23 protein-coding genes are annotated in these 23155 nt (G+C 29.3%); all 23 read left to right on the top strand.

Going from position 1 to position 23155, the window contains the following annotated elements; all coding sequences use genetic code 11:
• Positions 1–252 precede the first annotated feature (252 nt).
• The gene (locus ACXGQT_RS01855) at positions 253–723 is read left to right on the top strand and encodes an OsmC family protein (RefSeq protein WP_457829712.1); all 471 of its coding nucleotides are present in this window, start codon (positions 253–255) and stop codon (positions 721–723) included.
• Positions 724–1082: 359 nt separating this feature from the next.
• Positions 1083–1475: a hypothetical protein gene (locus ACXGQT_RS01850; protein WP_457829711.1), complete on the top strand. Its 393-nt coding sequence runs from the start codon at positions 1083–1085 to the stop codon at positions 1473–1475.
• Positions 1476–1682: 207 nt separating this feature from the next.
• Complete coding sequence (locus ACXGQT_RS01845) at positions 1683–2480, top strand: PhzF family phenazine biosynthesis protein (RefSeq protein ID WP_457829710.1); 798 nt, start codon at positions 1683–1685, stop codon at positions 2478–2480.
• A 260-nt stretch (positions 2481–2740) separates the two neighbouring features.
• Positions 2741–3232: a hypothetical protein gene (locus tag ACXGQT_RS01840; RefSeq protein ID WP_073118969.1), complete on the top strand. Its 492-nt coding sequence runs from the start codon at positions 2741–2743 to the stop codon at positions 3230–3232.
• Between the two features lie 207 nt (positions 3233–3439).
• Positions 3440–4087: a hypothetical protein gene (locus tag ACXGQT_RS01835; protein ID WP_457829709.1), complete on the top strand. Its 648-nt coding sequence runs from the start codon at positions 3440–3442 to the stop codon at positions 4085–4087.
• 1152 nt (positions 4088–5239) lie between these two features.
• Positions 5240–5899 (top strand): ATP-binding cassette domain-containing protein, encoded by a 660-nt coding sequence (locus ACXGQT_RS01830; protein WP_457829708.1) that lies wholly within the window; start codon positions 5240–5242, stop codon positions 5897–5899.
• Positions 5900–6157: 258 nt separating this feature from the next.
• Entirely contained in the window at positions 6158–6319 is a 162-nt protein-coding gene (locus tag ACXGQT_RS01825) for a hypothetical protein (protein ID WP_157359368.1), read from the top strand.
• Complete coding sequence (locus ACXGQT_RS01820) at positions 6312–6920, top strand: zeta toxin family protein (protein WP_457829707.1); 609 nt, start codon at positions 6312–6314, stop codon at positions 6918–6920. Before ACXGQT_RS01825 ends, ACXGQT_RS01820 begins: the two co-directional genes overlap by 8 nt.
• A 210-nt stretch (positions 6921–7130) precedes the next feature.
• Entirely contained in the window at positions 7131–7928 is a 798-nt protein-coding gene (locus tag ACXGQT_RS01815; protein WP_457829706.1) for a PhzF family phenazine biosynthesis protein, read from the top strand.
• Positions 7929–8792: 864 nt separating this feature from the next.
• A complete protein-coding gene (locus ACXGQT_RS01810) occupies positions 8793–9590 on the top strand; it encodes a barstar family protein (protein ID WP_457829705.1) in 798 nt (265 codons plus the stop codon).
• Between the two features lie 202 nt (positions 9591–9792).
• A complete protein-coding gene (locus ACXGQT_RS01805; protein ID WP_457829704.1) occupies positions 9793–11106 on the top strand; it encodes a hypothetical protein in 1314 nt (437 codons plus the stop codon).
• Positions 11107–11334: 228 nt separating this feature from the next.
• On the top strand, positions 11335–11931 hold the full coding sequence (locus tag ACXGQT_RS01800; RefSeq protein ID WP_457829703.1) for a hypothetical protein: 597 nt from the start codon (positions 11335–11337) through the stop codon (positions 11929–11931).
• Between the two features lie 6 nt (positions 11932–11937).
• Positions 11938–12687, top strand: coding sequence for a hypothetical protein (locus tag ACXGQT_RS01795; protein ID WP_457829702.1), 750 nt, complete (start codon positions 11938–11940; stop codon positions 12685–12687).
• A gap of 836 nt (positions 12688–13523) precedes the next feature.
• Entirely contained in the window at positions 13524–14033 is a 510-nt protein-coding gene (locus ACXGQT_RS01790) for a hypothetical protein (protein WP_457829599.1), read from the top strand.
• 210 nt (positions 14034–14243) lie between these two features.
• Positions 14244–14807 carry a hypothetical protein gene (locus ACXGQT_RS01785; RefSeq protein WP_457829559.1) on the top strand — a complete coding sequence of 188 codons (564 nt, stop codon included), beginning with the start codon at positions 14244–14246 and terminating at the stop codon, positions 14805–14807.
• 232 nt (positions 14808–15039) lie between these two features.
• On the top strand, positions 15040–15705 hold the full coding sequence (locus ACXGQT_RS01780) for a DUF3885 domain-containing protein (protein WP_302885290.1): 666 nt from the start codon (positions 15040–15042) through the stop codon (positions 15703–15705).
• 213 nt (positions 15706–15918) lie between these two features.
• A complete protein-coding gene (locus tag ACXGQT_RS01775) occupies positions 15919–16476 on the top strand; it encodes a hypothetical protein (protein WP_457829701.1) in 558 nt (185 codons plus the stop codon).
• Between the two features lie 239 nt (positions 16477–16715).
• On the top strand, positions 16716–17246 hold the full coding sequence (locus ACXGQT_RS01770; protein ID WP_457829700.1) for a GNAT family N-acetyltransferase: 531 nt from the start codon (positions 16716–16718) through the stop codon (positions 17244–17246).
• 160 nt (positions 17247–17406) lie between these two features.
• The gene (locus ACXGQT_RS01765) at positions 17407–18327 is read left to right on the top strand and encodes a tetratricopeptide repeat protein (RefSeq protein WP_457829699.1); all 921 of its coding nucleotides are present in this window, start codon (positions 17407–17409) and stop codon (positions 18325–18327) included.
• 223 nt (positions 18328–18550) lie between these two features.
• On the top strand, positions 18551–19123 hold the full coding sequence (locus ACXGQT_RS01760) for a hypothetical protein (protein ID WP_457829609.1): 573 nt from the start codon (positions 18551–18553) through the stop codon (positions 19121–19123).
• Between the two features lie 1587 nt (positions 19124–20710).
• Entirely contained in the window at positions 20711–21151 is a 441-nt protein-coding gene (locus tag ACXGQT_RS01755; RefSeq protein ID WP_457829698.1) for a WapI family immunity protein, read from the top strand.
• 101 nt (positions 21152–21252) lie between these two features.
• Complete coding sequence (locus tag ACXGQT_RS01750) at positions 21253–22155, top strand: hypothetical protein (protein ID WP_457829697.1); 903 nt, start codon at positions 21253–21255, stop codon at positions 22153–22155.
• 221 nt (positions 22156–22376) lie between these two features.
• Positions 22377–22922 carry an FEKKY domain-containing protein gene (locus ACXGQT_RS01745; protein WP_457829601.1) on the top strand — a complete coding sequence of 182 codons (546 nt, stop codon included), beginning with the start codon at positions 22377–22379 and terminating at the stop codon, positions 22920–22922.
• Positions 22923–23155: the final 233 nt, after the last annotated feature.

Genomic DNA, 23155 nt, shown 5'->3' with positions numbered 1-23155 from the left:
ATTTACTGGGTCGCCAAATCTTGTTGATTTGGCTTTGTGAAACCAAAGAAACAAATCCAAACAAAAAGCTTCGGCTTAGTGCGTGTTCGAAAATCTTGGCGATTTTCAACCCCGCACAAAGCCTAGCCAAACACGTTACCAGCAAGTAAAAACTGAAATTTTCTTGAATAATATCTCTAAATAAATTAGAATTTTAAACATTTGGTGAAATACAAGAAAAGACGTTATTTATGAAAAGAAAAAATATCTAAAATGAAAAACCACAAATACGAAATTAAAATTGAATGGACTGGTAATGAAGGAAGCGGAACTCTAAATTACAGATCATATAATCGAAACCATACTATTTCTGGAAATGAAAAATATAATGAAATATTAGCCTCTTCTGACCCTTGTTTTTTAGGTGACAAATCGCGATACAATCCTGAAGACCTTTTTCTCTCCTCTTTATCTGCATGTCATATGCTTTGTTATTTACATTTATGCGCTGATAATAAAATAGTCGTAACAGATTATGTAGATAATGCAACAGGAATAATGGTAGAAACAGAAGATGGAAGCGGAAAATTCAAAGAAGTTGTATTAAATCCATTAGTAACTATTGAAAACGAGAATCAAATTAACTTAGCAAATAAATTACATCATGAAGCGAATAAAATGTGTTTTATAGCTAATTCTTGTAATTTTAAAATTGGCCATAATCCGAAAACAATTGTAAAATGAAAAACCAGCTGGTAACACCGGCTAAACTTAATGCGGGTTCTGTGCTTTCTCAAAGTTTTGTGTATATTTACTAAGTCGCCAAATCTTGTTGATTTGGCTTTGTGAAATCAAAGAAACAAAACCAAACAAAAAGCTTCGGCTTAGTACGTGTTCGAAAATCTTGTCGATTTTCTTCCCGCACAAAGCCTAGCCAAAACCGTTAGCCACAAGTTGAAAAAAAAACTTGGTAAAAAAAAATGGTGAAATTTACTCTTTTAGAAAAACAAATTATTTTTACATTATAATACGAAAGGAATAAACTCTAATTCTGATATATTACAACTATTTTAATTTTAATCAAAACTGACTACACACCGAAAATGTTACAATCAAAATTTATATCGAATATTTTAGAATTACTTTTAGATGGAGAAGAAATAATCAATGCTAAATTGCAGTTAGAATACTTATTTGAATCTGATTATAAATATACCGATTCAGGAGTTTTTATTAGTTTCGACCATAAAATCGGAATTGAAAAATACAAAGTGAATAAAAACAACTTGGTTTTAAATGGTGTTGGAATCAAATCAACAGAATTAGAAACTGAAGCAGAGTGTCTTCTATTTTTTAAAAATGGATTAATTGAATATCTTGAAATTTGGTCACCTGGTAATAACTATCCTAGAAAAGAACTGAAAAATTATGAATTAACTCAAGAATGGAATAATTCTTCAGGAAGAAAAATTATAGTTGAAAAAACCAGTGGCTAACACCGGCTAAACTTCATACGGGTTTTGTGGTTACTTCAAAGTTTTGTGTATATTTACTATGTCGCCAAATCTTGTTGATTTGGCTTTGTGAAATCAAAGAAACAAATCCAAACAAAAAGCTTCGGCTTAGTACGTGTTCGAAAATCTTGTCGATTTTCAACCCCGCACAAAGCCTAGCCAAAACCGTTACCTGTAACCACTCAAAAAATGAAAAAGATAATATATCAAGTTGATGCTTTTACAAAAGAAGCATTTAAAGGTAATCCTGCAGGAGTTATGATTCTAAACGAAAATTTGAATCCAAAACTAATGCAAGATATCGCTAATGAGATGAATTTATCTGAAACCGCTTTTGTAAATATATCTGAAAAACCTTTTGAAATAAGATACTTTACTCCTACAACTGAAATTCCTTTATGTGGACATGCAACACTTGCTAGTGCCCATATTTTATATGAGAATAATATCATAGCTGAAAATGAAATTATTCAATTTAAAGCTAAAGGAGGAGATTTAAAAATCACAAAAAACACCAATGGAATTAAAATGGTGTTTCCTAAATACGAAATAAATAAAATTGAAAATATTGAAAATTTCGAGAAAATAATTGGCTTTACTCCTATCGATACTTACTCAAGTGAAAATAATTGGATAATTGCAATTTCTAAAACTGAAAATGAAATAAAACAAGCGAAACCTGTTTTTAACGAAATGGGTAAAAATGGTCTTGGTCATTTAATGATAACTTCACTTTCTGAAAGAGAAAATATTGATTTTGTTGTACGTTGTTTTGCTCCTATTTCTGGAATTAATGAAGATCCTGTGACTGGTTCAGCACAGTGTGCTTTAGTTCCTGTTTGGAATTTAAGAACAGAAAATAATGAATTTAAAGTTGAACAAATATCAGAAAGAACAGGACAATTAAATGTAAAACTTGTTGACAATCAAGTTGAAATTATTGGAAATGCAATTACTATTTTTAAAGCAGAAATAAATATCCGATAAAGCAACAGGTAACACCGGCTAAACTTAATGCGGGTTTTGTGCTTACTTCAAAGTTTTGTGTATATTTACTAAGTCGCCAAATCTTGTTGATTTGGCTTAGTTTAACTAAAATACAAAACCAAACAAAAAGCTTCGGCTTAGTACGTGTTCGAAAATCTGGCCGATTTTCAAGCCCGCACAAAGCCTAGCCAAAACCGTTGGCATTAATTGAATGCAGCAGTATGACAATTGAAACAATCAATTTATTTGAATATTGAATTATGAAAACTAATTATCTGATACTTTTTTTAATTATTATTAGTATTTCGAATAATAGCTATTCTCAAAAATTAGATTCTTTACTATTTGAAAATAATACTCCTAAAATTGAAAATCCAAATACAGACCGTTTGGATTCAATTTCAAAAGAATTCTATAACAAAATAAATAATTTGGCTGATGAAGGAGTTATAATGAATACAAAAGAATCAAAATCACCGATTTTTTTTCACGTAAAGGAAGATGGAACGAAAATATCGTTAATTGATTTTTTTAATGAACAATTTGGAAAGAAAACAAACAGATTTAGAGCTTTTTTCAAAGTGGAAATTGATTGGAATGGACAAATCAATTTTGTAAGACTTGTTGGTTATATTGGGAATATTGATAATATTGATTTTACGAATTTTTGGAAAAAAATTAAGGTTCACCCAGCAACTGAATTTAATATACCAATAAAGACAATTGTAACAATTCCGATTAATAAAAACTAATGCCAACACCGGCTAAACTTCATGCGGGTTTTATGCTAACTTCAAAGTTTTGTGTATATTTACTAAGTCGCCAAATCTTGTTGATTTGGCTTTGTGAAACCAAAGAAACAAAACCAAACAAAAAGCTTCGGCTTAGTCCGTGTTCGAAAATCTTGCCGATTTTCTTCCCGCACAAAGCCTAGCCAAAACCGTTAACTATTATTAAATATGATAGAAAAATCATTTACTATAAAAGATATTATTATATATCTAATCCCTGGAATATTAAATACATTTTTTATATTCCTTTTTTTTAAATTAAAAAATCCAGAAATAATTGATTTTACAACTATGGACACAAAATATTCTATTGTTACAATTGTTTTAGCTTTTTTAATTGGATTTATTTTCAGCCAAATTCAAATAATATTAAGTAATAAAATTTTAAAATCTACATATCGAAAATTAAGAACCCTCGAGGAATCTATTGAAATTGAAGAATTTAAAATAGTAATGTGTAGAGAAATTAAAAAAGTTTTTGAATTAAATAACTTATCTAATGACGATTTATTGAAAAATGATCAAATATTTTTCTTTTGTTATAATTTTATTTTGGAAAAAGGAAATAATAAATCTATTGAATTAATTAACCGTGCTAAAAACTTAGCTTCTTTTGCTACTAGCTTATATATTCCAGTTGTACTAATGCTAATTAATTCATTTTTATATTTTGAAAATAATTGTAAACTTATAATGATAAGTATTCTTGTAAGTTTCATCTTCTTTTACTCGTTAAGAAAAATTACCATTAACTTTAGAGGTGAATTTTATAAGAATACATTTCGAGTGTTTTATTTAGCAAATAACAATAGTTAACACCGGCTAAACTTCATGCGGGTTTTGTGTTTACTTCAAAGTTTTGTGTATATTTACTAAGTCGCCAAATCTTGTTGATTTGGCTTAGTTAAAACCAAAAAGAAACAAATCCAAACAAAAAGCTTCGGCTTAGTACGTGTTCGAAAATCTGGCCGATTTTCAAGCCCGCACAAAGCCTAGCCAAAACCGTTAGCTTTAACAACGCTGAAAATTCATGGCTGAATTTTTCGCTGTTGTTAAAATGAAACTTTTTCTTAATTGTTTGAAACCGATCTTGACTCAAAAAATTAAAGAATGAAACTTTTCTGGAACAGAAAATTAATTAATGTTTTAACTGAAAAACTTAGTGAAAAACAAACTTTTTTAACTGAGAAATAATTGAATTATTTACTGTTGCGTAAAAGGTAAACGAAATCAATAATTCCTTGAAAAATTATTAATTAAAAAGAAAATGGTGTCCATAAATTACGTGCTGAACTGTACGCTGAATTTTAATAAAACTAACCTTTCTAATTCTTAATGAAAGTTTTGAATAAACGATAAATGGTGGCTTGAAGTTACGTACTTAATTCCCTAAAAATTCTCAAAACTAACATTCTCAATTCTTTGAAAAGCAGAACGTGAAAATTATCGTAGCAATGCGATTTTAAAGTCGCTGCGTAAAGTTTGGAAACTCTCCTACCCTTTTCATCATTTTTATGTGAAATGTTGCATAAGCTAACAACAGCTAAAAAACATAGCTTTTTTTTGTGCTTAATCAAAGTTGGTTTTTTGTTTATTTTGTGTAGTTTTAGTCTGAAAACTAATCGGCTAGTTTAAACGCTACGTTTCCTAGCTAAAACCGTTAGCTACCATAATGAAAATCATCAGATTGATATTGATTTTTTATAGATTATATGCTTTTCTAAGTTTTATGATTAATCTTGCTTGTGTATCGATTATTATCACATGGGGAATTAGAGGAATCACAGCAGTATTTTGGTTTAAAATATTCACATTGAGCTTTACTTATTACTATATAAATAACCATAAAAAAGAAGAGTTTTTTTATTATAAAAATCTTGGACTTTCTAAAAAAAACTTATGGATTTCAACCTTTACAATTGATTTATCTTTATTCATAACAATAATAGTTCTAACACTTAAATTCACATGAAAAATATTCTTGAAATAGATAGTGTTCTCCTTAAATTTAAATCTACAGTTATTCTAAATAATGTTTATTTAAAAAGTGAAACTGGAATAATAACAGGACTGTTAGGAAGAAATGGAACAGGAAAATCGTCTCTCATGAAAATTATATATGGAGAAATTATTCCTGATGATAAATCTATAAGAATTAATAATTCATCGTTATTTAAATCTGCTCGTTCTCCAAAAGATATTAGATATCTTCCACAAAATAAATTTATTCCTATGTATTTAACAGTGCAAAGGTTATTGAAAGATTTTAATCTAGATTTTTCAGATTTAACATCATTTTTTCCTGAATTTCAAAAGCATTACAAATCAAAACTGAAAAATTTATCTGGTGGAGAAAGAAGAATTATTGAAATTTATTTAATACTTGTCTCTAAAACTAAATTTTGCATGCTAGATGAACCGTTTTCTCAAGTAATGCCTGTACATATTGAAACAATTAAAAAACTAATAATTAGAGAAAAACAAAATAAAGGAATTATTATAACAGATCATATGTACGAGCATATAACTGAAATTAGTGATAGTTTATATGTTATAAATAATGGGAAAACACATTTAACAAACAGTATTAAAGATTTACAAAAATTAGGATACATTAGAAATTCATAGAAAATTACGGTAGCTAACACCGGCTAAACTTCATGCGGGTTTTGTGCTAACTTCAAAGTTTTGTGTATATTTACTAGGTCGCCAAATCTTGTTGATTTGGCTTTGTGAAATCAAAGAAACAAATCCAAACAAAAAGCTTCGGCTTAGTCCGTGTTCGAAAATCTTGTCGATTTTCTTCCCGCACAAAGCCTAGCCAAAACCGTTGGCAAATATTTTCGAGCAAGATTTTTTGAAATATTTTTTTTGTAAATTTGCTGCATGAGTAAAAAAGAAGACATACAAAATTATATCTCTAATCTGAAAAATAGATTAAAAGATGAACTTCCTCGAATTTCAGAAGAGATTCGTGTCTATGAAGAAAAACTTGCTGAAGGAAAATTAAATCCTAATCCTACACCAGGACCTCAATTTAATGGATAAACCAAAATTATTAGTAATTGCTGGTTGTAATGGTTCTGGAAAATCTTCTTTCTCAAAAGCTTTCACAGAAGGAGGCATAAAACCTTATGATTATGATAAAGTTTATAAGGAAAAGTATGAATCTCTAATCGATACTGAATTTAGAGATAGAATGGCTCATAATCTTGCTAGGAAAGATCTAGAAAACACAATAAAATCTTCTATAAAAAACAGAACTGATTTCTGTTATGAAACAAACTTCAACTCTACTCCACTATATTGGCCTGAGATTTTTAAATCTGAAAATTACAGAATCGAAATAGTTTTCTTTTGCCTAGATTCAATTGAAAAAGCAAAAGAAAGAGTCCGTATTAGATTTGAAAATGGTGGACATTTTGTACCTGATAATGAAGTCAAAGAAAGGTATGAATTAGGTTATAAACACTTAAATAAAAATTGGAAGTTTTTTGACTCTCTTACTCTTTTTGAAACAAGTAAATACAATGATACTCCTAGTCACTTATTTACAATTGAAGAAGAACAATTTATATTAAAAAATGATTTTCCTAAATATCTTGAGAAATTCATCCCTAGCATAAAAGAGTTAAATAAAAAACATTAGCCAACACCGGCTAAACTTCATGCGGGTTCTATGCTTTCTCAAAGTTTTGTGTATATTTACTAAGTCGCCAAATCTTGTTGATTTGGCTTTGTGAAAACAAAGAAACAAATCCAAACAAAAAGCTTCGGCTTAGCACGTGTTCGAAAATCTTGTCGATTTTCAATCCCGCACAAAGCCTAGCCAAAACCGTTACCTGTAACCACTCAAAAAATGAAAAAGATAATATATCAAGTTGATGCTTTTACAAAAGAAGCATTTAAAGGTAATCCTGCGGGAGTTATGATTCTAAACGAAAATTTGAATCCAAAACTAATGCAAGATATCGCTAATGAGATGAATTTATCTGAAACCGCATTTGTAAATATATCTGAAAAACCTTTTGAAATAAGATACTTTACTCCTACAACTGAAATTCCTTTATGTGGACATGCAACACTTGCTAGTGCCCACATTTTATATGAAAATAATATCATAGCTGAAAATGAAATTATTCAATTTAAAGCTAAAGGAGGAGATTTAGAAATCACAAAAAACACCAATGGAATTAAAATGGTGTTTCCTAAATACAAAATAAATAAAATTGAAAATATTGAAAATTTCGAGAAAATAATTGGCTTTACTCCTATCGATACTTACTCAAGTGAAAATAATTGGATAATTGCAATTTCTAAAACTGAAAATGAAATAAAACAAGCGAAACCTGTTTTTAATGAAATGGGTAAAAATGGTCTTGGTCATTTAATGATAACTTCACTTTCTGAAAGAGAAAATATTGATTTTGTTGTACGTTGTTTTGCTCCTATTTCTGGAATTAATGAAGACCCTGTGACTGGTTCAGCACAGTGTGCTTTAGTTCCTGTTTGGAATTTAAGAACAAAAAATAATGAATTTAAAGTTGAACAAATATCTGAAAGAACAGGACAATTAAATGTAAAACTTGTTGACAATCAAGTTGAAATTATTGGAAATGCAATTACTATTTTTAAAGCAGAAATAAATATCCGATAAAGCAACAGGTAACACCGGCTAAACTTCATGCGGGTTTTGTGCTCACTTCAAAGTTTTGTGTATATTTACTAAGTTGCCAAATCTTGTTGATTTGGCTTTGTGAAACCACAAAAAACAAATCCAAACAAAAAGCTTCGGCTTAGTTCGTGCTCGAAAATCTAGCCGATTTTCAATCCCGCACAAAGCCTAGCCAAAACCGTTAGCTTTAACAACGCTGAAAATTCATGGCTGAATTTTTCGCAGTTGTTAAAATGAAATTTTTCTTAATTGTTTGAAACCAATCTTGAATCAAAAAATTAAAGATCGAAACTTTTCTGGAACAAAAATTAATTAATGTTTTAACTGAAAAACTTAGTGAAAAACAAACTTTTTTAACTTAGAAATAATTGAATTATTTACTGTTGCGTAAAAGGTAAACGAAATCAATAATTCTTTGAAAAATTATTAATTAAAAAGAAAATGGTGTCCATAAATTACGTGCTGAACTGTACGCTGAATTTTAATAAAACTAACATTTCTAATTCTTAATGAAAGTTTTTAATAAACGATAAATGGTGGCTTAAAGTTGCGTACTCAATTCCCTACAAATTCTCAAAACTAACATTCTCAATTCTTTGAAAAGCAGAACGTGAAAATTATCGTAGCAATGCGATTTTAAAGTCGTTTCGGAAAGTTTGGAAACTCTCCTACCCTTTTCATCATTTTTATGTGAAATGTTGCATAAGCTAACAACAGCTAAAAAACATAGCTTTTTTGTGCTTAATCAAAGTTGGTTTTTTGTTTATTTTGTGTAGTTTTAATCTGAAAACTAATCGGCTAGTTTAACGCTACGTTTCCTAGCTAAAACCGTTACCAACAATTTTAATGACCGAGATAAATCCAAATAGAATCAAGTTTTATCAATTCCTAAATAACGATATTTCATTGGAATTATTTGAAAGTTGGGTTTATGAAAATAAAGAACTTGAAAACGTAATTTCAGAAGAAAATTACATCGATTTATTAGCCTTTAATTTTAAAAGTAGAGAAATCAAAAGTTTCATAAAATCAATAATCCAAAAACATTTTGATTGGAAGGAATTTGAAAAGTATCGAACAATTGAATTACTCAAAAATATTAAGTCTGGTAATATTGAGATTGTTTTGGCAAGTCGAAAATTAAGAGAGTTATATCTCGAACAAGAAGAGGAAATTAAAAGACCGTTTCTTACAAGTAGACTTGCAATAGGTTATGAAAGTGAGCTTGACAATTGCCCTATAGAATCGGAATATAAACTATGGAATTCTAACGCTCTGAAAAAACAACTTGAACTTGTAGAATGGTATCGAAAACAGATTTTAGAAGACGTTAACCAAGAACTCAACGAATTACTAAACCCTGAATTCAAAGTTATTGACCTTGGGGAAATTATGAATATTAAGCATTTGCACGAAACTTTTGCCGAAAGACTTTACTTTCCTGAATTTTATGGAAATAATTGGGATGCGTTTTGGGACTCAATAAGTGGAATTGTTGAAATGCCAAAAAATCTGACATTGATAAATTGGGAGAAATTTGAAAAAACATTTAAAAAAGATTCGAAAATTTTAAAAGAAATTATAAAGGATTATAACAATCAGAATATTGAAAATAAAATAAAAACTGTTGGTAACACCGGCTAAACTTCATGCGGGTTTTGTGCTTACTTCAAAGTTTTGTGTATATTTACTAAGTCGCCAAATCTTGTTGATTTGGCTTAGTTAAAACCAAAGAAACAAAACCAAACAAAAAGCTTCGGCTTAGTCCGTGTTCGAAAATCTGGCCGATTTTCAACCCCGCACAAAGCCTAGCCAAAACCGTTGTACATAAGCTAAAAAACGAAAATTGAAACAAAAAATTGAAATCAAAGTATTTAATTTCTTTGTAGAATCAAATGATTTTAATGGTATAAAATTAAGAAGACTTTCTTCAGAATTAGGAATAAATTACATTGAATGTATTGATTTAATAAAAGAACTAGTTTCTGAAAATAAGATTTCAATTCAATCAAGTACAAATCCTCACATAATTGGTTTTCAGCATTTCCCAATAAAAAATCAATTAATTGTACTTGAAGAAGCAAAGAAAATAAAAGAAATTAAACAAACACTTGGTACATTTACTTTTACAAGAGAAGATACAGATACTCCAATTTGTTTATATCCGACACCTGATTATCTAAAAGAAAATAGAAACCTTGATGACTATGAAAATGCAATTTATAGTAAAAAATTAGCTTTAGCTGAACCTCAGTTGAAACCATTCTTTTTTGAAATTGAAGTCCTTGAAAGATATTCAACGGATCCTAGATTTAATTTTATTTTTGAAGATTACTCTGGATCTATAAATTGTAACTATGATGAAAACGGGGTGCAAATTCTTAGAGAAGAGGATAAAGTATTTATTAAAACATTTGGACTTGGTTTTGATTCTAATAAAAACAGATTAGCAGTTGTTTATTTGAGATATTTAAGTGATTTAACACCACAACATCAAATCTACTGGAGTACTCGAGAAGTTAAAGGAAATTGTAAAGTTTTGGAAGAGTATTATAATAACATTATAAATGGAAGTTGGTCTTTTTCACACTCAATTTTTAGTGCATTAATAGGTGAATTAACTTGTCTAAATATGCTTTCTGAAAAAGCCTTTGGACAAAACATATTTAGAAAAAACTTCGACAACAATAATAGACCTAAAGAATTTACTTTCTTCTTTACCCCTACATTAAAAAACTATAATGATTTCATTCTTTTATTAGACAAAATGATAAGTGAAAACATCAATAGTAATTTTTTTAAAGATAAAATTGAATTATACAACTATCATAAGGTTGAAGATGGTGTTGTTGAAAGAAAGTACAAAAACACATTAAATTTGTTTGAAGAATGGTTAACAAATATGTTTAGTACTAACGACAATAGAAATTTAACAGAGATTTTCACTCCACTAAAAAAAGTTAGACGAGAAAGACAAAATCCAGCTCATAGAATTAGCGAAAATAACTATGACAAAAAATATATCGAATTACAAAAAACAATAGTACAAAACACATATAATTCAATTAGACATTTAAGACATATTTTTCAACAACATCCAAAAGCAAAAGATGTTAAAATCGAAAAATGGTTAGACGAAGGAAGTATAAAAACATTCTAAAAGCCAATGTACAACACCGGCTAAACTTCATGCGGGTTTTGTGCTAACTTCAAAGTTTTGTGTATATTTACTAAGTCGCCAAATCTTATTGATTTGGCTTAGTTTAAACCAAAAGAAACAAAACCAAACAAAAAGCTTCGGCTTAGTACGTGTTCGAAAATCCGCAGATTTTCAATCCCGCACAAAGCCTAGCCAAAACCGTTGTGTGTAATTTGAAAAACGAAAAATATGATAGATAAAGAACTTGAGGCAATTTTCAAATGCCACGAATTAATGAAAGAATTAGATGATGACTCGAAATTAAGAGTTTTCAAATATCTACTTGATAGGTATAATCTTGTACCAACAGGTAGTGCTTTTGAATCTGCCAATACTCAACAACCGACTTTAGCTTCTCTTGAGGAATCAGAAGTTATAGAAGAAGAATCTAAACCAAAAGTAACAAAGAAAAAAAGTAATTCTTCAAAACCGAAAATTTCAGGAACTTCGACAAAATCCTATAGTCTAATAACAAGCTTAAACCTTGTTTCAAATGGAAAAGAGAGTTTAAAAGATTTCTACGCTAAATATCAAGTAAAGAACAACTTTGAGAGAAACATAGTAATACTTTACTATTTAAGAAGAGTCGTTGGCGAGGAAAATATTGGTATAAATCACATATACACTTGTTATAAACATCTTTCACAAAAAGTTCCAAATATATATCAAAGTCTATTGGATACTAAAAATCGAAAAGGTTGGGTGGACACCTCAAATACAGATGACTTGAAAGTTACCGTAGCTGGTGAGAATTATATTGAACACGAAATGGCTACTAATTCTTAAGCAGGTATGACAGTACACGATTTTTTAGAAAGTGTTTCTGACTTTGATAGTCTTACAAAAAAGGAACAAGTAAAACTAATTGCATTCTTTCATTGTGTTGAAAATGAAAAGCAATATTTCAAAGCAAATGACATAACAAAAGAATTTGAAATCAATGCTTTACTAAAACCATCGAATATCTCTGCTGAAATTACTCGACTGAAAAAATCAAAACCAACAATTTTAATCGAAAGCAAACAAGGCTTCGCTTTTCATAGAACTGCAAAAAAAGAATTAGAAGAAACTTATTTAGCTGTTAAGCATAAACGTGATGTTTCAAACACTTTAAGAGATTTAATTACAGAGCTTACTGGTAATGAACAGAAAAAATATCTTGAAGAGGCAATCAGCTGTTTTGAGATTAAATCATTCAGAGCTTCAATAATTATGACTTGGTTGTTAGCAATGGATATTATGTATGAATACATTCTTAATCCAAAAAATCTGACTATTTTCAATTCTGCAATTCAAACTCACGGAAAATACAAGAAAATAAAAATTAATTCTAAAGATGACTTTAGTAGTATAAAAGAATCTGATTTCATTGAGCTTTTAAGAGTATCAAAAATCATAACTAATGATACGAGAAAAATATTGGACGAAAAATTAGGTGTTAGAAATTCTTGTGCTCATCCTAATTCAATGAAAATTTTGGATTATAAAGCAATTGGATATATTCAGGATTTAGTAATTAATGTAATCAAGAAGTATCAATAAAAACTACACACAACAACGTATATAGCTCATAGCTAATTAGTTGCTTAATCGAAGTTAAGGCATATTTGGAAAGTCGCCAAATTTTTAAATTTGACAACTTTCTATTAAAAAATAAGTAGTAAATTTAAAAATCTGGCTTGTGCTTAACCGAATAATAATTGCTAATTTATACGCTACGAGCCATATACAAAACCGTTAGCTTTAACAACGCACAAATTCTGTTCGAATTTCCGCAGTTGTTATAATGCTGATACTTTTTCTTAATTTTTTCTGAAACCAAGTCTGACTCAAAAAATTTAAAAACCATTTTTTCTATCGAAAAGCAACTCCTTTTTAGCTGAGAAATATTGTGTTTTAATTGTGTCGCTACTTTCCGTAAAACTCTATTTGAAAAACATTTAAATCATTGATAAATTTTTACTAACTGAAAATATACAAACTTGTATTTCGTGCTGAACTGTTCGTGTAAATCTAATTCTTTGATAAATCCATTTAAAACGAAAAATTGTGTACTAAAGCTACGTGTTGAATTGTACGCACAAAAAATCTTCGTTGATAAATTTATTCATAATCAATACATATTTTCAAGCAAAACGTTGAATGAATCGTAGCAACGCGATTTGAAAGTCGTTGCGCGTATTTTGGAAACTTCTTCCCTCCTAGTGAACTTTTATATTTGAAAAAGTTGCACAAGCTAACAACGGCTAACTAACAAAGCTAATTTTTTGCTTTCTCTAAGGTAGTTTTCTGTTTATTTTGTGTAGTTTTAGTCTGATAATAAGTCGGCTTACCTAACGCTTCGTTGGCTAGCCAAAACCGTTGTACTTAAGTTATAAATGAGAAAAATTGAAAAACTGATATCTCAAATAATTCCAAAATTTGATTCTGGATCACGTGAAGACGAATGGTTTAATAATGATAAATTATTATCTGAACTATCTCCTCATGAATATGAAAAAGTTGAAGAAAAACTAATTGAAATGCTTGAAAAAAACACTTCTTTTTTAGTTGGAGAAACACTTGTGAAAATTAAATCTACCAAATCATTGACAAACCTTAAACAACGAGTAAAAGAAGCTAAATATTTTACTGAAAAAGTAAAATGGGCAATGTTTATTTTCAAGATAAAAAATGGAGATAATGAAATGGAAGAACTTATATATAATGAGTTCTTGAAATTTAATTTTAATTATGAAGTTGAAGGTGTAATTTTCTATGATTTAATTCAATTTAAAAGCAATCGAATCAATAAAATTATTGAAAGTTATATAAATCATAAATATTTTCTTGTTGCTCATCACGCTAAAAAAGTAATTGAATCATTATCAAACACTAAAAAAACCTAAGTACAACACCGGCTAAACTTCATGCGGGTTTTGTGCTAACTTCAAAGTTTTGTGTATATTTACTAAGTCGCCAAATCTTGTTGATTTGGCTTTGTGTAACCACAAAAAACAAAACCAAACAAAAAGCTTCGGCTTAGTACGTGTTCGAAAATCTTGTCGATTTTCAACCCCGCACAAAGCCTAGCCAAAACCGTTGTACACTATTAAAAAATGGAAGCACTATTTGACTTTGGAATTACAATAATTAAAGTCTATTTAATTTCATATTTGTATGTGAAGATTTACTCTATATTAATCGAAAAATTTAAAAATGTAAAATTAATTTCATTACTTCCAAAAATTGAAAAAAAAGAAGATTTTAAGAATGTTCGAATTCTTATTTCAGTTGCTCTCATATTATTTTCCTTTACTTATTGGGGGAATAAAGGATATGGAGATGAAGCATATATACCAATTGGAAACAATAAATTAGTAGAACAATCTAATGGAGTACAGGCTTCTATAACTCCAAAACAATATAAACGAGGATCTTTATATATTGATAAATTCATTATAACAGACAACATGGTTTTTGGAGAAGCTGTTACCAGTCCTGTTGATAGACCATTGCCATTTTTTGTATGGAACTTTAAAAAAGAAGAACTTTTATTTTTTAAAACTCAAGTTGAATTTGATTATTTTTTAAGTCAGAAAGGAATTACAACATTTGAACTAAAATCATTTAATTCAAATTATATTCATTTTTGGAATATCCGAATGATATTAATGGCTTGACAAAAACAGTGTACAACACCGGCTAAACTTCATGCGGGTTTTGTGCTAACTTCAAAGTTTTGTGTATATTTACTAAGTCGCCAAATCTTGTTGATTTTTTGTGAAATCAAAAGAAACAAAACCAAACAAAAAGCTTCGGCTTAGTCCGTTTTCGAAAATCTTGTCGATTTTCTTCCCGCACAAAGCCTAGCCAAAACCGTTCTATGCAATTAAAAAAAATCACGACTTTACAATGAAGCAAACAATACGAGAAGAATTAAAAAGGTTACTCCCCAATACTGGAATTGACTCAATTTTTGGTGATTTCTCTATGAGGTTCGAATTGGGTGGTGAAGGAAATAGTGATAGTTCAAAAAGAATAGAGCAAGCTACTGAAAGAGGAATCGAAATATACAACCAGCTAATCGGAGAGAATGAAATAATAATTGTTGTGGAAGAATGGGAAGATAGTTGGATAAAAATCGAAGAGGAAAAAGTGAAAGAAAATTATTTACATAAACTCTTGAAAAATTACGACCTAAAAAGAATCAAAGGACCATTCGAACAGACTTATTACGAGGAAGATTCTAATGGAAAAAAGGTTGAGAGGATTTTTGAAGATAAATTAGAATGTGATTTATCTATTGGGAAAATTATTCTACCCTTAAATGAAGTTAAGGAAATAATAAGAGGTATTGCGTCTTTAGAAATGGGTGGTGAAAATTTTATAACTCAAAAAGTATATTTCTTTTGTCCGAAAAACAATACAGGGTTTAATATTTATGACGATAGAGGTTGTGACATATGGTCGAAATCAATAAAAGAACTAAAGCATATTTATGAAAATTTAAATTCTTGGATTTTAGACTATAATCGAAAAGAAATTAATGAAATGTTTAAAAATGAAAAAACTGCATAGAACACCGGCTAAACTTCATGCGGGTTTTGTGCTTACTTCAAAGTTTTGTGTATATTTACTAAGTCGCCAAATCTTGTTGATTTGGCTTTGTGAAACCAAAGAAACAAATCCAAACAAAAAGCTTCGGCTTAGTCCGTGTTCGAAAATCTCGCAGATTTTCAATCCCGCACAAAGCCTAGCCAAAACCGTTGCCCACAATACGAAAATACTGCCGTGAAATATTTAATTCAAATTATAATTAGCTGTTTAATCCTTATTTTTGGATTCTTTGTAATTGATATGAATTCCTTTGCTAAAGGGGTAAAATTAGATGCTGAGAATAATACATTTGAAATATTACAAAAAGACTCTGTTCTAATTGTTGAAATAAAATCAATTGAAAATCAACTTGAAGGAGTTTATGAATATGAGTACGAGAACAATACTGAAGCTCTAGTCGAAAATCATTATATACAATTTGAGAAAAATAGGATAATTTACTTTGGAACGACTGATGATTTTGACCAAGCTAGAGAAGGATATTTTCCAGGTTTCTTTATGAAAGAAATTTATGACTTTAAAATTGCAGGAAACCAATTTAGCTTCTCTTTGAAAGTGAATAATAACGAATTCTTTGAGAAAGCAATAACTCCATACTTGAAACCTAATCAAAACCCAAAATGGACAATTGGAGTTAGTAGTTTCGAAAGATTTTATAAAGGGCAAATTATTGAAAACAAACTAATTATTGAAACTAATGGGGTTGAAAAAAGAGTTTTTGTAAAAAAGTAAAGTGGGCAACACCGGCTAAACTTCATGCGGGCTTCTGTCCTACTCCAAAGTTTTGTGTATATTTACTAAGTCGCCAAATCTTGTTGATTTGGCTTTGTGAAACCAAAGAAACAAATCCAAACAAAAAGCTTCGGCTTAGTCCGTAATCGAAAATCTTGTCGATTTTCAATCCCGCACAAAGCCTAGCCAAAACCGTTGTGGTGCATATAACAGGAACGCAGAAGAAACTGAAAAAGTAAATGAAATTAACGATAAGAAAAGAAAACCCAGAAGACTTTAAAACAGTCTTTAACCTTATAGAAAAGGCATTTGAAAATGAACAAATGAGTGACCACAAGGAACAGTTTTTAGTTGAACGATTGAGAAAGTCAAATGCTTTTGTTCCCGAACTTTCTATGGTAGCCGAAATCGAAAACAAAATTGTTGGACATATTCTGTTGACAAAACTTAAGATTAAAAACAAATCGAACGAATTTGACTCATTGGCTTTGGCACCTGTGTCTGTTTTACCCGGATTTCAAGGGAAAGGAATAGGCGGAAAATTGATAGTTGAATCTCAAAAAAGAGCTAAAGAATTAGGACATAAATCAATCGTTCTACTTGGACACGAAAATTACTATCCAAGATTCGGTTATAAACAAGCTGATAAGTATGGAATAGAATTGCCGTTTGACGTTCCGAAAGAGAATTGTATGGTAATGGAATTGATTGAAAATGGACTGAATGGAGTAAATGGAATGGTTGAATATCCTAAAGAGTTTAATGAATAAAAAATACGACACCACAACAACGCATATAGCTTATGGCGGGCGAACGGCTGACAGCAAGGCTTTCGCTCCGTAGCCAGCTTTGGTTTCGGTGGACAGGAAAGTGCTTCGAAACCGCCACAAGCCATATGCAAACCGTTACCTGCAAGCTGCAAACAACGAAATGAAAAACCTATTAATAATAATCTTAATGTTGAAATTTCTAACTGGTTGGGGACAAAATAAAAATGTAGACAAGTTTATTACTTGGGAACAATTCACTGAAAACTTCGGAAAAGAAATGGTTTCAGCTCAAGATGTATTCAATAACATGCAGAAAAGTGGAGTAAGTGATTTTTCCCTAGCAAAATTTGACTTTCACTTTGTTTCTAATTCGAAAGAAAAACTTGAAAAACTTAAAGAATTTCTTAATGAGCATTATCCTTATGAATTCAAATCCATTGAGAAAATTAAAAGAGGAATTTGGGAGCTGAATGGAGAAACAAATGAGATACCTATAACTGAAGACAATTTACTTTATTGGGGATTGGATATGTACAAACGAGGTTATGAATTTGATTCAAAACTAGACGGTTACGGAGCACCATTTGACCCTGAAAATCAAAAACTTCCTAGTTTCGATAAAAAAGAAGAAGATTATTATTTCAATAAAGGTATTGAATGTTATAATTCAGGAGATTTAAGTGGAGCAATAATTAATTGGACTATTTGTATTAAAATTAATCCGAAAGATCCGAATTCATATTATTCAAGAGCTATAGTGAAAAATGAGCTTTATACATGGAAATCCTCACTAAAAGACTATGATAAGGCTATAGAAATTGCACCTGATTTTATTAGTGCTTTAACAAATCGTGGAAGTGTTAAAGATGAAAATGGAGATTATATTGGAGCAATAGAGGATTATGATAAAGTAATTAATCTAAAAAATATTGACATTAAAAATAAACAAATGGCATATTTCAATAAGGGAAATTCTGAATTTAATATAGGAAATAAGGCTAATGCTTGTGAAAATTGGAAAAAAGCTCACGAACTCGGTGCCGACTATGCATTGGAACGAATTAATGAAAAATGTAAATAAAGCCAGCAGGTAACACCGGCTAAACTTCATGCGGGTTTTGTGCTTACTTCGAAGTTTTGTGTATATTTACTAAGTCGCCAAATCTTGTTGATTTGGCTTAGTTTAAACCAAAAGAAACAAATCCAAACAAAAAGCTTCGGCTTAGTACGTGTTCGAAAATCTTGTCGATTTTCTTCCCGCACAAAGCCTAGCCAAAACCGTTGTGTAACATAAAAAAAAGTCCTTGAAAAAGAATAAATACATTGAAAAATTCAAGTTCAAAACAAAATCTGAATTAGAATATAAAATTGAAAATCCATCTTTATTTGACAAAGAAGCAATTGAAGCAGCTAAAGTATTATTAGAAAATTATTCTATAAATGAAAACAATACAACTAAAGAAAAAAATATTGAAAGTATTGAAAAAGTAGAACCAATATATAAAGAAAAAGCTTTTTTCAAATATAAATGGATGTATAGATTTGCTATATTTTACACTTGTATTGTCTCTTTAGCTTGTTTATGGTTATTGAAATATGAGGAACATATAAATTATGCTATATGGGGAATAATAAATATAATGGCCTTTATTGTACTGATTTCAAAACATCGAAAAACTCTTTATTATTTGAAAGTTTTATCAATAGTAGCTTTGATATTTATTATCTATAAATATATTTACACGTATTTTAATTTAAACGAAAATGAAACTATTAATTTTCAATCGAAAGATGTTAATTATATATTATTCTTTTTTGTCATTTTATTTGGAGGAGAACAATTAATTGAAGTTCGAAAAGTACAAATCAATAAATAAAACGTTACACAACACCGGCTAAACTTAATGCGGGTTCTGTGCTAACTTCAAAGTTTTGTGTATATTTACTAAGTCGCCAAATCTTGTTGATTTGGCTTTGTGAAATCAAAGAAACAAATCCAAACAAAAAGCTTCGGCTTAGTACGTGTTCGAAAATCTTGCCGATTTTCTTCCCGCACAAAGCCTAGCCAAAACCGTTACCTAAAATAAAATCGTAGCGGCGTTTTCTGTAGAATTATTAATATAATTTGAAACTTTTTACCCCTCTCCTATTTTGAAAAATTTTCATGAAAAATTATCATTTTCTTCGCTGAAAAATATTGATTTTTTTCGTTGCGTGTAAAAACGAAAAAAAACATTTCTATCTATAAATAACATTTCTATTCTTGAAAAGTTTTTAAATGTCATGACAAAAAAGTAGTGTTTGAAAAATCGTAACTGTGTGAAATAATAAGTTTTTTGAAATATTATTTAAACTTAAAAAGTTCATGTTTTCTTGACAAATGAAGAACAGTAGAAATGTGTAAAAAATTATCGTAGTTGTGTAAAATCATTAGTCTTTGAGAAATTATTTAAACACAAAAAGTTCTTCTTTTCTCGATAAATAAAAACAGTAGAAACGTGTAGGAAATTATCGTAGTTGCGTTTAATTATTATGTTTTTGAGAAATTTATCATCAGTTAAAGCATTATAACTTGACTTTTTTTTAATTGACTTTTTAATCTATAAAAACAGTTTGAAAAATACTTTAGGTAACACCGGCTAAACTTCATGCGGGGTTTTGTGCTTACTTCAAAGTTTTGTGTATATTTACTAAGTCGCCAAATCTTGTTGATTTGGCTTTGTGAAACCTAAGAAACAAATCCAAACAAAAAGCTTCGGCTTAGTACGTGTTCGAAAATCTGGCCGATTTTCAAGCCCGCACAAAGCCTAGCCAAAACCGTTAGTTTAAACAACCACGAAAATTTCTGGTCGAAATTTACGCAGTCATTTAAATCGAACGGTAATCATAAGTTTGAAACCAATGCTGACTCAAAAAAAATCAAAACGAAACTGATCTTTATCAGCTGAAAAAAAACTTTGTTTGCGTAAAAAATGAATTAGGGAAAATCCAGTAATTGATAATTTTTCCCTAACCGATAATGATTTGAAAACTTGTGTTTCGTGTTGAAGTGTACGTAAAAATTAAACAATATTTTCTTTTCTAATTATTTGAAAAACACTTGTAGAAAATGAAGAATTTTATAGAATTACGTGCTGAACTGTACGCTAAAATCGCTTCGTTGATAATTTGTCTTTATCCGATGAATAGTTACAAGCAAAACGTTGAAATTATCGTAGCAATGCGATTTTGAAGTCGTTGCGGATAATTGGGAAACTTATTTTCTCCTAATGAACTTTTAAATGTGAAATAGTTGCATAAACTAACAACAGCTAAAAAACATAGCTTTTTTGTGAGTGACTAAAGTTGGTTTTCTATTTATTTTGTGTAGTTTTAGTCTGAAAATTAATCGGCTAGTTCACTCGCTACGTTTCCTAGCTAAAACCGTTGCCTGTAACTTCGAAAAATTCTTGAAAAATAAAATAATGATAGAAATTTTAATATATGGAGAAAATGGAAATTACTTAAAAATCAATACTCAAAAGATTTTTGATTTCCCTGAAACAACTTGTCCATTTGGTGGATACGACACAAAAAGTTCAATCGAAATTAAAGCATCAAGTTACAATGTTAAAGGACTAGTTTGGATTTCAACAGGAGATTTATATTTCTTTTATGAAAAACTGAAGAAATGTTATGAAAATTTAAAAGGGGAAGCTCAATTAAGCTCGTATGAGAATAATTTAGTTTCGGTTTTAACATTTGACAAATTCGGAAAAGCTACTTTAAAAGGGAAATTTATTGAAAAACATCATGAAAATAATTTACTTGAATTTGAAATAATAAGTGACCAATCATATATTAAATCAACAATTTTACAGCTTGAGAAAATGATTGAAATTTACGGAGATAATACTGGAGTCTAAAAAATCTACAATCCCTGATTTATTAAGAAAATGAAATTGAAAATATTCATAAAATAAGATAAAAGCAACAGGCAACACCGGCTAAACTTCATGCGGGTTTTATGCCAACTTCAAAGTTTTGTGTATATTTACTAAGTCGCCAAATCTTGTTGATTTGGCTTTGTGAAATCAAAAAGAAACAAAACCAAACAAAAAGCTTCGGCTTAGTACGTGTTCGAAAATCTTGGCGATTTTCTTCCCGCACAAAGCCTAGCCAAAACCGTTGGCTGCAAGCAAAAAATGAGAATATGAAAAAGAAAATAACAATAAATATAATTCTTACTTTAAGTTTTTTCACAATCTATTCTCAACAAAAATTAAGACCTCAATCATTTAGTTATTTGTCTAAAATTGAATTAAATTATAAATATGAAGGTTTTGAAACTCCAACTATTTATTTTGATTCAAAAAACACTTCAATAATCAATAAAAAAGTAGACTCAACAAGTATCTTTTATGAAGAATATACAGATGACACTTTATTACATGAATTTGTAATAACTAAAATTGATAAATCTAATAATGAAGAATTATATATACTCTTTGATTATGGATTGAGTGCTGATCCTAATTTTTCAATAGTTAAAAAAACAGGTGATTCTATTAAATATATCGGCTCAATCAATGGATTAATATTATATATACCAGGAAATGGATATTTATATGCTGAAGGTCACACAAACAACTACTTTAATCAAAGAAAAAAATATCAATTTAAAAATGAAAAATTAACTGAAATCAAACAACCTTTTTACTATGTTGGAATCAAAACTAAAACAAAAGGTTTAATGAAAATTTATGCTGAAAAAAATCAGACAAATATAATCGCTAATCTTCCGAAAGATTCAGAAATAGAAATATTATTAAATGATAATGAATATTTTTTAATTAAAACATCTTTTGGACTAACTGGATGGTGGAAATATGAAAATTCTATAAATGAAATATTTTTTAAGGGAGATTAAAAGCCAGCAGCCAACACCGGCTAAACTTCATGCGGGTTTTGTGCTTACTTCAAAGTTTTGTGTATATTTACTAAGTCGCCAAATCTTGTTGATTTGGCTTTGTGAAACCAAAAGAAACAAAACCAAACAAAAAGCTTCGGCTTAGTTGCGTGTTCGAAAATCTGGTCGATTTTCTTCCCGCACAAAGCCTAGCCAAAACCGTTACCCAACATTAACAAAAAATGAACAAAAGAACGAAATATATAATTCTAGCTTTAGGAATTTTAGGGTTTATATTTTTATTATATAATAAAAATTTTGCATTAGCTGAAAATAGTTTAGAGCCACCAGAATTGAAATATTCTAAATTGTTTTTTGGAATTGGAGTTTTATCAATTGGAATATTCTTTTTGAGTAAAAAATTGCGAAATTTACTAATCACATTAGCAATTTCTGGATTTACAATATGCTTGATTTTAAATATATCTCTTTCTATTCAAATTTTTGAAAGTGTTAGAATTGGGAAAATTTATGCGGAATATGGAGAATTAGACACTTGTGAAAAGATGGAAAAAAGATTTGCAACTGATTTAAAAAATAAAAAAATTAAATATTTTCAATGTTTAACTAGCTTTAACCCTGAATTAGAAAAGATATTAAAAAATGAGTATAACATTGAAACATTCGGAATGAATTGTGAAACTGAATCTGAAAAGGAATGCTATAATAAATTAGTTAAAAAATATTTAAAAAAGGAACATAATAAATCCTTTATAGATAATTTGTAAATATAAAAACTGAATAAAACGTTGGGTAACACCGGCTAAACTTCATGCGGGTTCTGTGCTTTCTCAAAGTTTTGTGTATATTTACTAAGTCGCCAAATCTTGTTGATTTGGCTTTGTGAAACCAAAAGAAACAAAACCAAACAAAAAGCTTCGGCTTAGTACGTGTTCGAAAATCTGGCCGATTTTCTTCCCGCACAAAGCCTAGCCAAAACCGTTGTACTGCATTTAAGAAA

It is taken from the genome of Wenyingzhuangia sp. IMCC45467, assembly GCF_054111205.1.
The sequence above is the reverse complement of the archived record's forward strand: the minus strand, read 5'-3'. Positions and strand labels throughout refer to the sequence as shown.

Bases quoted from the DNA above. Each gene is read 5' to 3' on its own strand.
- ACXGQT_RS01825 (WP_157359368.1), top strand. From the start codon at position 6,158: ATGAGTAAAAAAGAAGACATACAAAATTATATCTCTAATCTGAAAAAT.
- ACXGQT_RS01840 (WP_073118969.1), top strand. From the start codon at position 2,741: ATGAAAACTAATTATCTGATACTTTTTTTAATTATTATTAGTATTTCG.
- ACXGQT_RS01835 (WP_457829709.1), top strand. From the start codon at position 3,440: ATGATAGAAAAATCATTTACTATAAAAGATATTATTATATATCTAATC.
- ACXGQT_RS01855 (WP_457829712.1), top strand. From the start codon at position 253: ATGAAAAACCACAAATACGAAATTAAAATTGAATGGACTGGTAATGAA.
- ACXGQT_RS01750 (WP_457829697.1), top strand. From the start codon at position 21,253: ATGCCAACTTCAAAGTTTTGTGTATATTTACTAAGTCGCCAAATCTTG.
- ACXGQT_RS01815 (WP_457829706.1), top strand. From the start codon at position 7,131: ATGAAAAAGATAATATATCAAGTTGATGCTTTTACAAAAGAAGCATTT.
- ACXGQT_RS01845 (WP_457829710.1), top strand. From the start codon at position 1,683: ATGAAAAAGATAATATATCAAGTTGATGCTTTTACAAAAGAAGCATTT.
- ACXGQT_RS01810 (WP_457829705.1), top strand. From the start codon at position 8,793: ATGACCGAGATAAATCCAAATAGAATCAAGTTTTATCAATTCCTAAAT.
- ACXGQT_RS01765 (WP_457829699.1), top strand. From the start codon at position 17,407: ATGAAAAACCTATTAATAATAATCTTAATGTTGAAATTTCTAACTGGT.
- ACXGQT_RS01755 (WP_457829698.1), top strand. From the start codon at position 20,711: ATGATAGAAATTTTAATATATGGAGAAAATGGAAATTACTTAAAAATC.
- ACXGQT_RS01790 (WP_457829599.1), top strand. From the start codon at position 13,524: ATGAGAAAAATTGAAAAACTGATATCTCAAATAATTCCAAAATTTGAT.
- ACXGQT_RS01795 (WP_457829702.1), top strand. From the start codon at position 11,938: ATGACAGTACACGATTTTTTAGAAAGTGTTTCTGACTTTGATAGTCTT.
- ACXGQT_RS01830 (WP_457829708.1), top strand. From the start codon at position 5,240: ATGAAAAATATTCTTGAAATAGATAGTGTTCTCCTTAAATTTAAATCT.
- ACXGQT_RS01820 (WP_457829707.1), top strand. From the start codon at position 6,312: ATGGATAAACCAAAATTATTAGTAATTGCTGGTTGTAATGGTTCTGGA.
- ACXGQT_RS01770 (WP_457829700.1), top strand. From the start codon at position 16,716: ATGAAATTAACGATAAGAAAAGAAAACCCAGAAGACTTTAAAACAGTC.
- ACXGQT_RS01800 (WP_457829703.1), top strand. From the start codon at position 11,335: ATGATAGATAAAGAACTTGAGGCAATTTTCAAATGCCACGAATTAATG.
- ACXGQT_RS01745 (WP_457829601.1), top strand. From the start codon at position 22,377: ATGAACAAAAGAACGAAATATATAATTCTAGCTTTAGGAATTTTAGGG.
- ACXGQT_RS01850 (WP_457829711.1), top strand. From the start codon at position 1,083: ATGTTACAATCAAAATTTATATCGAATATTTTAGAATTACTTTTAGAT.
- ACXGQT_RS01780 (WP_302885290.1), top strand. From the start codon at position 15,040: ATGAAGCAAACAATACGAGAAGAATTAAAAAGGTTACTCCCCAATACT.
- ACXGQT_RS01785 (WP_457829559.1), top strand. From the start codon at position 14,244: ATGGAAGCACTATTTGACTTTGGAATTACAATAATTAAAGTCTATTTA.